The organism is Halomonas mongoliensis (assembly GCF_052496345.1).
Map to the genome: position 1 here is coordinate 1,359,176 of NZ_CP199288.1, position 12,241 is coordinate 1,371,416.

The following is a 12,241-nucleotide window of genomic DNA, read 5'->3' on the forward strand; positions in this document are numbered from 1 at the left end:
GTGCTGTCAGTCGAAAATTCTCATGTCTCGTGTCTATGCCTGGCCGACTATCTCATCAGGTCGGGCATCCATAGAGCGATGGTCGGGAAGGCTATCACCAGGCCTACCGTGACGATCATGGCAAAGACGAAGGGGATTATCCCTTTGAATGTATCAAGAATATTGATATCCCTCTGCGCCGCCTTCACAGTAAAAACATTGATCCCTAACGGCGGTGTAATAAGGCCGATCTCGATGAGTATAATGGCGATGACACCGAACCATATGAGATCCACCCCATGTGCCGACAAAGATGGCAAGAAAATTGGAATCACCAAGACCAGGATTCCAAGTGACTCGAACACCATACCCAGGAGTATGCACAAGACACTAATGGCCAGAATGAGCTGTAGCCCTGTCAGTTCCCACTCCCTTGTCAGTGCCAGAAGGTCATAGGGGAGACCACTGATATTGACAAACTGACCAAAGATAAGGGCGCAGCCTGCAATAGCGAAAATTGCTGCGGAGATCCCTGCCGCGGAGCTGATTACCTCACGGTATTCGACAAGGCGTCTCATCTTCCCTCGCTGTAGAGCAAAAAGGAAAGCACCGAAAGCACCAACACTGGCTGCTTCAGTTGGCGTAAAAATACCGAGATAAATACCGCCAATGATTACCAAAAACAGGACAAGGAACCCTTGAGCACGGAAAGCTGACCCTTTTCTAGCCGGCACACTATTTTCGGAATTTTCGGCCGGGACGTTGCCTAACAAGGACGGAACAACTCTGACCATTATCATGATTGCCAGGACAAACAGTCCCATCATCAGCATCCCGGGGAGAACACCTGCAATCCACAATCTTCCAATATCTTCCTGTGCAAATATAGCATATATTACCATAGGGACGCTGGGAGGTATCAGCATGCCTAGCGTCCCCCCCGCCGCAACGGTAGAGCTGGATAGGGCGTCATGATATCCATAACGCCTCATGGGGGGCATTGCAACTTTTGTCATCGTAGCTGCAGTCGCAATAGAACTGCCACATACAGCTGAAAATGCGCCACTTGACACTACGGTTGACATCGCCAGGCCGCCTCGGAACCTGCCCACAACAGACTGGGAAAACTCATAAAGTTCATCCGTGATGCCACAGCGGCGAATCAACTCCCCCATAAGAATGAAAATAGGCACTACTACCAGGCTTGAGCTGGTTATCATGTCGGCAACCTGCTGGCCAGCCATATAGACAGCAGCCTCGTACCCCCTAAAGTAAGCAAACCCAACAATTCCAACTATGAGAGTTGAAAATGCAAGAGGGACGCCGACCAAGCTGATCGCAATTAGCGCCGCAAAACCTATCATGGCTTCAGTCATTGTTAGTATCTCCATGCCTACTGGTGAATATATAAACCAGAGATATGGTCATGAGGCCAGCGACTGCAAAGAACACATACCCTGTCGGAATCTTAAGCACCGAGGAGGTATCCCCATAGCGCCATGCATCATAAGCGAAGACAGCAATCAATGCAGTCAGAAAGAATGTACCAACCGCCTCAATCACTTTTGACAACCTTACTTGCAAGTTTCCCAAAAGTCGGTAAAGCACACCTTCCAGAAGGTCTACCTTGATGTGTGAACTCCTGGCAGAAGCAATAACCATCCCACTGCCTACTGACAAGGCAAGCAGGTAGGTAATCATCTCGCCAGAACCGAAGATTGGCGAATTTAACAGCTTGCGCATCACTATATCAACAACCGTTATAACCACAATAGAGCATAATATAAGCGTACACACCCACTGATTTATCCCATATATAATTCTAAGCATTCAAAAACCTACACCGCTGATGAGATGGGGCAGGACTGCGGCAGGATGCTACCGCAGCCCCATGAGTACATAACAATGGCTTGCGAATACCTTATTACAACTCTCCCTTTGCACCCCTATACTCTTGCCTAAAGCTTTCAAGAAGTGCCTCGCCATCGATACCAGCACCCTCGGCTTGCTGGAAGAAGTTTTCATAAAGAGGCTCCGAGGCCTTCTTCAGTGCTTCATAGAGCTCATCTGTCGCCGCGTAAACTGGAATACCATCAATTTCCGTCATTTGCTTTAGCGCATTATCTGCTGCCTCTTGTGCCGCAGCGCCCACCATTCTGGCGAGATGCTCACCGGTAAGCTCTTCAAGAATCTTACGGTCTGCCTCATCAATTCTTGACCATACACGAGGATTGATGACCATGGAGAAGCTTGTAGAGGTGGCAGCTAGTGGAAACTCTACAATGTTCTTCAGATATGCAGAAGCCTTGAAGTCGGTCATGCTTTCATGAGTGATTCCATACACGGCATCTACAACGCTTCTTGCTACATATTCACCCACCTCGACGGCAGGGCTTGTGACAGGGCTGACATTTGCATTGACAAGGGTTTCCGTTGTAAACCCTGGCAGTGTCCAGAGCCGTGCCCTGCGAAGTTCTTCCACTGTCTCGATTGGCTTCTCCTGCACGCCATAGAGATAACCGCCCGACAAGTTGAACACACTAAGGGTGTGAACACCCATGCTCTCTAGAGGAGAGGAGTCGGCAAGAAATTCCTGGTAGGTCAACCATGAGGCAATTGAGGCAGCTTCCGCATCCTGAATCTGGAACGGTAGTGAGGAGAAGCTCATCAGAGGAGCTTGGCTGTGAATATGTACGTTGGCAGTCACAGAAATATCCGCGATGCCGCTTCTGACGGAGCTGAGCTGCTGCGAGGCATTGGTCAGCCCACCCGCCGGGATGTCAATGGTCACCCTACCCTGTGTTTTCTCTTCAACCTGGCCTGCCCACTCGTGCATGGTCTGCGTAAAAAAGTGGCCCGGCGGGAAGAACGTGTTCATCACCAAAGAGGTATTAGCATATGCCGACTGGGATATAAAACCCGCGAGGATCAGGCCCGCGAAAGTGCTGCTCAGTACCTTATGTTTGTTCATTGGATCGGCTCCGAGGCTGATGGTTGTAAAAGGGGGTACGATTTTTAATCTATCAGCTCTCCAACCTGCTTATCAGATGTGCATTTTTCAGCTATGATAACGTGCAAGAATAATCCTAAAGTCTAAGCGGAGGGGTTGGCATGAAGCTGCAGGCCATAGAAGCATTTCTCGCAATTGTCGAAACCGGGAGTATTCGGTCAGGAGCCCGTAAAATAGGGTTGTCTCAGCCGGCAATGTCCAAAGTGCTTCGTGCCCTTGAAGAGGAGCTGGGTGTGGGCTTGCTGACGCGCGGTGTCAAGGGGGTCGAGCTGACCGAGTTTGGCCGTCTTTTTTACCACCGCGCCGCTGCCATACAGAATGAAAGCCTGAAGGCCAGGGAGGAGATTCAGCAGCTTTTGGGTCATGCGGGAGGCAGCGTGTCGATTGCCATGGCGCCAGCCGCTGCGTTGAAGGTTGCGCCCTTGGTGCTCACCGACTTCTTCAAGTCGATGCCCGGCACGAGGCTGCATTTTTACGAGGGCTTACAGACTTTCGCAGTGGATAATCTCCGGACAGGCATGCTGGATCTGGCTATCTGCCCAGTCTTTTCCCCTATCTCGGAACGTGAGTTTGTAGTCACACCTCTTTTCGACACTTCACTCAAGGTTGTGGCAAGGAAGGACAGTCCCTACGATCAGGTGTCCTCGCTTGAGGAGCTGCAAGAAGCCAGGTGGGTCAATATTGTTTCCGGCGCCAGTGTCAGCCCTTTAATCAATGAAGCTTATCTATCGAAAGGGCTGCCGGCACCGAAAAAGGTTGTTGAATGCTACTCCTTCTCCAGCGCACTCCCACTCGTGCTGAAGTCGGATATGCTTGGGCTGTTTCCCGACGAGTGGGTGAGTGTCCCGGGAATATCGGCCGATCTCTCGATACTCTCCATCGATGACCTGCCCGTCAATCGACTGAACTTGATTTATCGGCGTGATCAACCCTTAACCCCCATCGCACAGCATATGGCGACGCTGATCCTTCGGCTTGCCGAACTGTAGCCTTTCGCCAACCGGAGTGTCTGGTCGTTGTGCACCCGGGGGCTTCCATGGCCCCTTACCAGATGCCGTACAGAATGCCGCGTTTTCGCGCGGTTCCGGTCCGCCGTTCCACCTCGTCGTTGCCAATGGTGGTTCGCAGCCGCCGCGCCTTGAACCAATCGTTAAGCGCCGCCTCCAGCTCGCCGCGTACCGTCCGGCAACCATCGCGGTGGGCCAGGTCCTCTAGCTCGCCGGGATCCGTCGCCAGGTCGAACAACTGAGGCGGATGGTTGGCGTAGTGCACATATTTCCAGCGCCCGTCCGTAACCATAAAGGCACGCGCTTCGTCTGGCGCCAATCCCAACTCCTTTCTTGCCGGGCGCCAGGCGTAGTCCGCTTCACTAAAGGCGTAGCGCCGCCAAGTCTCGGCCGGGCCCCGGGTGACCAGGCCGTGCAGTGAGCGCCCTTCCAGCACATGGTTCAGGGCTTGGCTGTTGCCGCCGGCATAGTCGACAAAGGTAGGCACCAGGTCGATGGCCTCCACCAGCTGGTCGTTGCGGCTGCCGCGGGTGGCATCGGCGTCGCGGCGCGGGTCGACTACGATCAGCGGAATACGCGCGCTGGGCTCGTGGAACAACTCCTTCTCGCCCAGCCAGTGATCTCCCAGGTAGTCACCGTGGTCGGAGGTCACCACGATCACGGTGTTCTCGCGCAGCCCCTTGGCCTCGAGGAAGTCGACCAGCCGGCCGAGATGGTCGTCGAGCTGGGTGATCAGCCCCATGTAGGCGGGAATCACGCGCTCGCGCACTTCGTCGCGGGCGAACTCGCTCGACTCGCCGTGGCCCATGAAGGCTTCGACCACCGGATGGGGGCGCTCGCGCTCGGCGTCACTGCGCACCGCGGGGAGGATATCCTCGGGTCCATACAGGGCGTGGTAGGGCGCCGGCGCCATATAGGGCCAGTGAGGCTTGATGTAGCTGAGGTGCAGGCACCAGGGCTGATCGCCGGCCTCCGTGATGAAGTCCATGGCGCGATTGGTGGTGTAAGCGGTCTCTGAATGCTCCTCCTTGACCCGTGCCGGCAGGTGGGCGTAGCGCATATACCAGCCGCTGAGCGGCTCGCCGCTTTCCCCTTCCGCCGAGTTGGCGGCGCTGTGCCAGGGGTTAACGCCGGCGTAGCCCCGGTCACGCAAGTAGCGGTTGTAGGGCAGGTCGGGGTCGGCCGTCTCGTCAGGGTGCAGGCCATCGTCACGCTCGAAGGGCTCGAAGCCGCACTGGCTGACCAGCACGCCACGCGAGGAGTCGGGGTCGATCCCCAGACGGGCCATTCCCTCGTTATCGCGCTTCATATGGGTCTTGCCGACCAGGCCGACCCGGTAGCCCAGCGGGCGCAGGTGGTCGCCCAGGGTGCGTTCGTCCACCCGCAGCGGCACGCCGTTGTAGCTGGCGCCGTGGCTGGTGGCGTAGCGCCCGGTGTAGAAAGACATCCGCGAGGGACCGCACACCGGGGCCTGGCAATAGGCACGGCTGAAGTTGACGCCACGTGCCGCCAAGGCATCGATATGCGGCGTGCGGATGGTCGGATGGCCATTGCAGCCGAGGTAATCGGCGCGCAGCTGGTCGGCCATGATAAACAGCAGGTTAGGCGGTCGGGTCATGAGATGGTCCTATCGTCAGGATTTCATTCGTAGTCTGGCCACTGTTATGGGTGGCACGGCATACCCGCCACTCTCTCTTGACGCCACCAACCCGGCAACCCAGTATTTTCACAAAGTGAAAAGTGAGAGAGAGAGCGTTGTCATGGTCAAGCAGATTCAAGCCCTCGCCCGAGGGCTAGAGGTGGTTGAAGCGATCCAGCAGGCGCCGCAGCCGCCGACCCTGGGAGAGCTGCACGAGGTTACTGGACTCGACAGGGCCACCATCCTGCGTATCCTCGCTACCCTGGAGGAGGCCCACTGGGTATACCGGGGCATGGGAGACAAGCGCTATCGGCTCGCCTATGCCCTCCAGGAGATCGGTTATGGTGTCAGCGTTCATGACGTCATTGCTCAGGCGTCAGGCCCTGTTCTCGACAACTTGCAGAAAGACCTCCGCTGGCCCTCCGATATCGCCGTCTATGACGGCGAGAGCGTAGCCATCATCGAGACGTCCCGGCGCCATAGTCCCATCACCGTCAACCGCGAGGTAGTCGGTTACCGCCCCAGCATGCTGAAGTCCGCCATGGGGCGCTGCTTCCTGGCCTTTAGCGATGACCGACGTCGCAACACTATCCTTGAACAGCTTAAACAATTGCCCGGTGAGGAGGGGAAACTGGCAGCCAATAGAGACTATGTGAAAGCACTGGTCGCCGAGGTACAGGGCTGCGGCTACGGCCGACGGGAGCCTGGCAGCTGGGTGCTGCCCACCTACCGGGCTGAGGAATTTCGGGCCATCGCGGTGCCGGTCATGGTCATGGGCGATATCCAGGCAGCCATCAATGTAGTGTGGTTCCAGGAGGCTTATGACAATCAAGAAATGGAGCAATATTACTATTCACGCCTGAAGCTAGCGGCCGATGAACTGGGACAGATTTTTGCCACTCAGGAGCTCTATTGACGGAAGCCCTTCGCTCCTTTCTCAGCTGACAGGACGTCGCAGCGGCTGTGCCAGGAGCGTTCCCTCCCCTTCGCCGCCTTTACCTTGCCTGGCCTTCCTTCATGGGCTTGTATCAAACAGGTCAGAGAATCCATTAATTTCACTGGGTGAAAAAACATTATTGCAAACAGTACGCCGTTCCTAAAAGCTTGTGCCCCCAGCATCCGAGCATGTTGATCGCAACGAAACAATAATGGGAACGCCCAATGACAATAGCGACACGACGGGCACTTGCGCCCCTGACCCTATCCCTGGCAGCCGCCTTTTCCGGCATGACGTATGCCGATACGCACCATGCCGGGCCCCGCTTCTCGGGCAACCTCACCGGTGGCGTATTGGACGTCAGCGACCGAGACCTGGACCTCTGGGCCTTCAAGGCCGAGGCCGGCCTAGGCGGGCTCTATACCGTGAATGACGGTCTGCGCATCCGCTATGACCTGGTGGCCGACTTCGCAAACGCCATCAATTCCGTGGACAACCAGACATGGACACCCGGTGCCCACCGCCAGGATGACAGCGAGATCTATATCCGCACTGCGCGAGTCCTGCTGTTGACAGACTATGGCGCCTTTGGCCTGCAGCCGCGGGTGCCTTCTGGCCAATGGGCTCAGATCTACAACAACATCGACACCTTCGAATACAACCGCCTACATGCCCAAACCGGACAGAATGCCATTTTCGGCCAGGCGGAGCAGGCCTCGGATGTGCTCTCCTACGGCTCCCCTCACTTCGGTGGCTTCCAATTCATCGGCTTCGGGATAACATCCAACTCTTCTAGTGGAAACGACTTCGATATCTATGGGGCTCGACTGGTTTACAGTGAAGGCCCCCTAGAATTTGCAATTGGCCATCTTGAAGCTCAGCGACCCGGAATAAGCAACTTGGGCCGTACCGTATTAAGTGCGGGCTATGATTGGGGCATGGTCACACTGGCTGGCGTCTACGAGCACAATGACGACCGCGAGAATAGCGAGGGACCAGCCGACTTCGATGCTTGGGGCGTCAATGTCTCGGCCAACCTAAACGATAACTGGTCGGTCTCGTTGGGCTATGCCGAGAACGACAAGAACCTAGATCTCGACAATGACGCCCTGATAGGCATCGTGCGCCACCACTTCAACCAAAATGTCTACGCCTTCCTCGAGGCAGGGCGCTACGACAGTACCGACAACAACGTGGCAGCGGGCATCAGCGTCAGCTTCTAAGGTCGGTGATCGCAGTATGATTGACTAGCTGACTTGGCTCGGCAGGCATAGCGCCTGCCGAGCCTTTTTATGCCGACTCGCCCGTAGTGGCCGCCTCCAGCGTTTCCATGAAAACGCGGGCCACGGTATCCAGCATGGCATCGCCGGCCAGGGCGGGGGGGTGCCAAAGATGCATGTTTCGCTCGCCGAAGTCGGCCTCAACGGACAGGCTCTGCAGACCGAAGCGCGGGGCGGCGATGTTGGTGAGGCGCTCGGGCATGATGCTCAGGTAGTCGCCGGTGGGCAGGATATTCAGGCAGATAGTGGCATCACCGGCCAGTGCGATATGAGTGTTCACCTGCTTGAGGCCGGCCTTCTGCAGGCGCTCCACCGGCGACTCCTCGAACTTAGCGTAGGTGGCGATATTGACCCAGGGGTAGTGAATCAAATCATTGATTTCGATGCGCTCTTGCTGAGTAAGAGGGTGATGGCGAGAGGCAAAGATGGCCAGTCGATCCTCGAAGAGGGTGATTTGGTCAAGCTCCTGGCTTGCCGAGATCACCGTGGGCGCCACGGCGATATCCAACTCATCATCATTGATCTTCTCGAAGAGCCGATAAGGAGTGTCCACCTGGATTACCAGTGAGAGGCCTGGAGAGTGACGTAGCAAGGCTTCCGTGACGGTGTGCATCAGCAGGCTGGCCACCAGGGGGCCGACCCCGATGCGCAGTTCGGTCTGCATGCCCAGACCGAAGCGGGTGGCCGACTGCTCGGCCGCCCAGACCGACTTGGCAATGGCGCGGCCTTCCCGGGCCAGCACGCCGCCGAGCGCCGTCTGGCGCACCCCGTGACGGCTGCGGGTGAAAAGGGTACCGCCGGCCTGCATTTCCAGCGTCTGCATGTTCTTGGTCAGGGTCGGCTGGCTGATATGTAATTTACTGGCGGCCTGACTGATGGAACCGCAGTCGAGAATGATGGCCAGCTGCATCAGGTGCTTGGCTTCCATGGAGGCGCCCTCATCGTCTCAGGCATTCAAAAACTTTATTCTATAATATTAAAAATGAATTTTTGGAATCGCAATGACCAGGGCATGATTACGATGCTGAATCGCAGGACGAGGCGGCCATGCCGCTTCGTATTCCCCCCTCCCCCGCCCTTGCCATGGAGTCAGCCGATGTTCGAAGTCACAGCCCTGCTGTTCGGTCTCCTCTGCGGCCTGCTTATCCTGCTCTCCGGGGTCGGTGCCGGGGTGATCATGGTGCCGGGCTTGATGTTGCTGTTCGGCGTGGCACCGGCCACGGCCGTGGGGACCGCCAGCCTGGTTTCGGTGCTGATCAAGCTGGTGGCCACCTATGCCCACGGCCGCGACAGCCGTATCGACTGGGCGCTTTTCAGGCGCTTCTCGCGCTGGGCGCTGCCCAGCTGCCTGCTGCTGGCCCTGGTCATCACTCTGCTGCTGAACACCCCCTGGGGGGCGGGCGTGCAGCATGGTCTCAAGCTGGCCGTGCTGGCTGCAGCGGGTTTCGCGGTGCTGGTCAGCTTCCGGCCCCAGGTCCTGCAGCATGTGGGACAGTGGCTGGGCGGACTGATGCCCTCGGCCTGCGGGGCGATGGTGGGCGCCACGGGGGTCGGCGGGGGGGTACTTATCGTGCCGACCCTGCGGGCCATGAGCGGCGCCGATATCAAGGTGGTGGTGGGCACCTCGACGGTCATCGGCCTGCTGCTGTCGGCCTGCACCGGCCTGGTGTTCGGCGGCGGCGGGCACCTCGAGCCGCTTCTCGCCCTCCTGGTAACTCTGGGCGGGGCCGTGGGGGTGATGCTGGGTCGTCCCCTGGTCGTCCGGCTGTCGAGCCGTGCCGTCAGCACCCTGGTCTATACCCTGATCGGCGTCTCGCTGCTCAACATGACCTACGACCTTATTCTGGTGTGGTGACCAAGGCCACTCCAGGCGACTGTCGGGTTTGATCGATCTCGCCGTAGAGCAGCATTAAGCCCAACAAGCTTCCACTTCCACAGCAAGGCCCCGAGAGCGCAACTCCCGGGGCCAGCTATAGATCCGTTTCCAGGGACGCCTAAGGCACGGCGCCTTCCCGCTCCAGGACCCGCCGCGCCGCCACCACATCCTCCTCGGGATCGTGGTTCCAGAGCCAGTCGAAGCGGGTCTCGAGGTTCTCGATCAGCTTCGCCTCATCGTCGCCGATCCCCTCACCGGCGTACTCGTAGACGTTACCCGCCTCATGGGAGGTGCGCTGCACCCGGCAGGTGCGCGCGTGACGGACCGCCTCGAAGGCCGCCAGCACCTGCTCCACGCTGTTTCGGGTGCAGGCATCGTCGCCCAGCAGGCTGGCCAGCACGTAGGCGTCTTCCAGGGCCTGGCCGGCACCGGCACCCTGGTGGGGCACCAGCGCATGGGCGGCATCGCCCACCAGCAGCACGCGACCCCGGTGGTAGCAGGGCAGTTCGGGCAGCTCGTGAAGCGCCCAGCGGGTCGGCTCGGGAATGCACTCGAGGATCGCCTTGGAGGCCGCGCCCCAACCGGCGAAGACCTCCAGCATCTCCTGCTGGCTCACCTCCTGGACCCACTCCTCCCCCTCGGGCAGCTTTGGCTCGGGGGTGGAGCGGTCGGTGATGAAGGCCACCACGTTGATCAGCTCCGACTGCTTGACCGGGAAGGTGAGGATATGGCGGTCGTGGCCCAGATACATCTGGGGCACCAGGGCCAGGCGCCGGTCGGCGCCCCTGGCTTCCAGCGTTTCCTCCAACTGGGCGGTGGGAATCATGCCGCGATAGGCGTAGGTGCCGCTCCAGACGGGTGCGATCTCGCCATGCTCCTCGGCGGGCAGCACGTTGGCGCGCACCGCCGACTTGATGCCGTCGAAGCCGATCAGGATATCCGCGGTGAAGGAGGTGCCGTCGGCGAAGTGGGCGGTGGCGCTATCACCCTTCTGGGTGACCTCGACGCAGCGCTTGCCGAAATGGGCAATGCCGGCGGGCAGCTGGGCCACGATGGCGTCCAGGAAGTCCGCCCGGTGCACCGAGGACTGCCCGCAGCCGGGGGCCAGGGTGGCGGTCAGGTAGCCGTCGTCGCTGCCGCGCCGCCACTCGAACCAGACATCCTCGAAGGGTGCCGGCGAGGAATCGGCGATGCGACGGTAGGCCGCCTCGAGGCCGAGGCGCTGGATGGCGCGCACGGCGTTGGGACCGAAGGAGACCCCGGCGCCGATCTCGGAGAACTGCGGCGCCGCCTCAAAGAGCTGCACGTCGAGATCGGCATGGCGGGAGAGGGCCACGGCGAAGGCCACGCCGCCGATGCCGCCGCCGATGATGGCGACGGACAGGCGAGAAGCAGAGGGGGACGCGGTATTGTGATTGGGCATGGTGCGCGTTCCATCAGGGAGGTTGTTGTTGGAATGACGCCGTTATTGGCATGGCGTCAGCTGATGACGCGCAGGCTAGAGCCCCCTCGATATTCACACAACACAGCCTCTTTCATATTATTAATAAACAGCAGTAATATTCTATCTAATACAGTCAACTAGGCGAGGCTGGGCATGCTGCGGCTGGCGGATATCGATGTGAACCTGCTGGTGGTCTTCGACCTGCTCTACCGCGAGGGCAACACCCAGCGGGTGGCCGAACGGCTCGGCGTGACCCAGCCCGCCGTCAGCCACGCACTCAAGCGCCTGCGCCGGCTGCTCGGCGATGAGCTCTTCGAACGAACCTCCAGGGGGCTTTCGCCGACGCCGCGGGCGGACCAGCTGCACCCCGGCATCGCCGAGGCGCTGGCCCGGCTGCATGAGACCCTCAACCTGGGCGATGACTTCGACCCGGCCAGCAGCAAGCGTACCTTCCAGCTGGCCATGACCGATATCGGCGAGATCGTCTTCCTGCCGCGGCTGCTGGAGCACCTGGCCAGGGAGGCGCCCGGCATCCGGCTCAGCACGGTGCGCAGCCATCGTGAGGACCTGAAACGGGAGATGGAGGAGGGACGGATCGACCTGGCCGCTGGCCTGATCCCCCAGTTGGGGGCCGGCTTCTACCAGCAGCGGCTCTTCGTGCAGCGCTATGTCTGCCTGATGCGGGCGGGCCACCCACTGGCAGCGGGCGACTTCAGCATGGAGGCCTTCACGGCGTCCACCCACGCGGTGGTGGTGGCGAAGGGCACCGGGCACGGCATCGTCGAGGAGCAGCTCGCCCGGGCGGGCATCGACCGCCCGGTCCGGCTGCAGCTGCCCCACTTCGCCGCCGTGCCCTACATCATCAGCGAGAGCGACCTGGTGGTGACGGTGACCGACAAGTTCGCCGAGGCGACCCGGAAACGCTTCGGCCTGGCGGTGCGCGAGCACCCCCTGCCCTTTCCCGAGATCCCCATCAACCTCTTCTGGCACCGCCGCTACCACCGCGACGCCGGTAACCGCTGGCTGCGCGGCCTGCTCTTCGCGATGTTTGCGGAATAGAAAGAGGCGG

Annotated in this window: 11 protein-coding genes; 5 read left to right on the forward strand and 6 right to left on the reverse strand. The window is 59.3% G+C overall.

Annotation, left to right across the window (positions count from 1 at the left end):
* Window positions 1–47: 47 nt before the first annotated feature.
* The 3 genes from ACRYRV_RS06315 to dctP all read right to left on the reverse strand — a co-directional run bounded on the left by ACRYRV_RS06315 (window position 48) and on the right by dctP (window position 2,950).
* Window positions 48–1,355 (reverse strand): TRAP transporter large permease, encoded by a 1,308-nt coding sequence (locus ACRYRV_RS06315; RefSeq protein ID WP_444985628.1) that lies wholly within the window; start codon window positions 1,353–1,355, stop codon window positions 48–50.
* The gene (locus tag ACRYRV_RS06320) at window positions 1,348–1,809 is read right to left on the reverse strand and encodes a TRAP transporter small permease (protein ID WP_444985627.1); all 462 of its coding nucleotides are present in this window, start codon (window positions 1,807–1,809) and stop codon (window positions 1,348–1,350) included. Before ACRYRV_RS06320 ends, ACRYRV_RS06315 begins: the two co-directional genes overlap by 8 nt.
* Before the next feature lie 94 nt (window positions 1,810–1,903).
* A complete protein-coding gene (gene dctP / locus ACRYRV_RS06325) occupies window positions 1,904–2,950 on the reverse strand; it encodes a TRAP transporter substrate-binding protein DctP (protein ID WP_444985626.1) in 1,047 nt (348 codons plus the stop codon).
* Window positions 2,951–3,090: 140 nt separating this feature from the next.
* On the opposite strand from dctP, the gene ACRYRV_RS06330 reads away from it, so the two are divergent.
* Window positions 3,091–3,978 carry a LysR substrate-binding domain-containing protein gene (locus ACRYRV_RS06330; RefSeq protein ID WP_444989310.1) on the forward strand — a complete coding sequence of 296 codons (888 nt, stop codon included), beginning with the start codon at window positions 3,091–3,093 and terminating at the stop codon, window positions 3,976–3,978.
* Between the two features lie 55 nt (window positions 3,979–4,033).
* Here ACRYRV_RS06330 and ACRYRV_RS06335 read toward each other — a convergent pair whose 3' ends face one another.
* Window positions 4,034–5,614: a sulfatase-like hydrolase/transferase gene (locus ACRYRV_RS06335; protein ID WP_444989311.1), complete on the reverse strand. Its 1,581-nt coding sequence runs from the start codon at window positions 5,612–5,614 to the stop codon at window positions 4,034–4,036.
* Window positions 5,615–5,756: 142 nt separating this feature from the next.
* Between ACRYRV_RS06335 and ACRYRV_RS06340 the strand changes: the two genes are divergently transcribed.
* Together ACRYRV_RS06340 and ACRYRV_RS06345 are read left to right on the forward strand one after the other, a co-directional pair.
* Entirely contained in the window at window positions 5,757–6,551 is a 795-nt protein-coding gene (locus tag ACRYRV_RS06340) for a helix-turn-helix domain-containing protein (protein WP_444985621.1), read from the forward strand.
* Window positions 6,552–6,796: 245 nt separating this feature from the next.
* Window positions 6,797–7,795 (forward strand): porin, encoded by a 999-nt coding sequence (locus tag ACRYRV_RS06345; protein WP_444985620.1) that lies wholly within the window; start codon window positions 6,797–6,799, stop codon window positions 7,793–7,795.
* A 67-nt stretch (window positions 7,796–7,862) separates the two neighbouring features.
* On the opposite strand, the gene ACRYRV_RS06350 is transcribed toward ACRYRV_RS06345, so the two are convergent.
* A complete protein-coding gene (locus ACRYRV_RS06350; protein WP_444985619.1) occupies window positions 7,863–8,780 on the reverse strand; it encodes a LysR substrate-binding domain-containing protein in 918 nt (305 codons plus the stop codon).
* Between the two features lie 168 nt (window positions 8,781–8,948).
* Here ACRYRV_RS06350 and ACRYRV_RS06355 point away from each other — a divergent pair, with 168 nt between their 5' ends.
* Entirely contained in the window at window positions 8,949–9,707 is a 759-nt protein-coding gene (locus ACRYRV_RS06355) for a sulfite exporter TauE/SafE family protein (RefSeq protein WP_444985618.1), read from the forward strand.
* Window positions 9,708–9,846: 139 nt separating this feature from the next.
* Here the strand turns inward: ACRYRV_RS06355 and salA are convergent, their stop codons facing one another.
* On the reverse strand, window positions 9,847–11,151 hold the full coding sequence (gene salA, locus ACRYRV_RS06360; RefSeq protein WP_444985617.1) for a salicylate 1-monooxygenase: 1,305 nt from the start codon (window positions 11,149–11,151) through the stop codon (window positions 9,847–9,849).
* 174 nt (window positions 11,152–11,325) lie between these two features.
* Between salA and ACRYRV_RS06365 the strand changes: the two genes are divergently transcribed.
* Window positions 11,326–12,231, forward strand: coding sequence for a LysR family transcriptional regulator (locus tag ACRYRV_RS06365; RefSeq protein WP_444985616.1), 906 nt, complete (start codon window positions 11,326–11,328; stop codon window positions 12,229–12,231).
* The last annotated feature ends 10 nt before the right edge of the window (window positions 12,232–12,241 follow it).

Bases quoted from the DNA above. Each gene is read 5' to 3' on its own strand.
- ACRYRV_RS06315 (WP_444985628.1), bottom strand. From the start codon at position 1,355: ATGACTGAAGCCATGATAGGTTTTGCGGCGCTAATTGCGATCAGCTTG.
- ACRYRV_RS06320 (WP_444985627.1), bottom strand. From the start codon at position 1,809: ATGCTTAGAATTATATATGGGATAAATCAGTGGGTGTGTACGCTTATA.
- dctP (WP_444985626.1), bottom strand. From the start codon at position 2,950: ATGAACAAACATAAGGTACTGAGCAGCACTTTCGCGGGCCTGATCCTC.
- ACRYRV_RS06330 (WP_444989310.1), top strand. From the start codon at position 3,091: ATGAAGCTGCAGGCCATAGAAGCATTTCTCGCAATTGTCGAAACCGGG.
- ACRYRV_RS06335 (WP_444989311.1), bottom strand. From the start codon at position 5,614: ATGACCCGACCGCCTAACCTGCTGTTTATCATGGCCGACCAGCTGCGC.
- ACRYRV_RS06340 (WP_444985621.1), top strand. From the start codon at position 5,757: ATGGTCAAGCAGATTCAAGCCCTCGCCCGAGGGCTAGAGGTGGTTGAA.
- ACRYRV_RS06345 (WP_444985620.1), top strand. From the start codon at position 6,797: ATGACAATAGCGACACGACGGGCACTTGCGCCCCTGACCCTATCCCTG.
- ACRYRV_RS06350 (WP_444985619.1), bottom strand. From the start codon at position 8,780: ATGGAAGCCAAGCACCTGATGCAGCTGGCCATCATTCTCGACTGCGGT.
- ACRYRV_RS06355 (WP_444985618.1), top strand. From the start codon at position 8,949: ATGTTCGAAGTCACAGCCCTGCTGTTCGGTCTCCTCTGCGGCCTGCTT.
- salA (WP_444985617.1), bottom strand. From the start codon at position 11,151: ATGCCCAATCACAATACCGCGTCCCCCTCTGCTTCTCGCCTGTCCGTC.
- ACRYRV_RS06365 (WP_444985616.1), top strand. From the start codon at position 11,326: ATGCTGCGGCTGGCGGATATCGATGTGAACCTGCTGGTGGTCTTCGAC.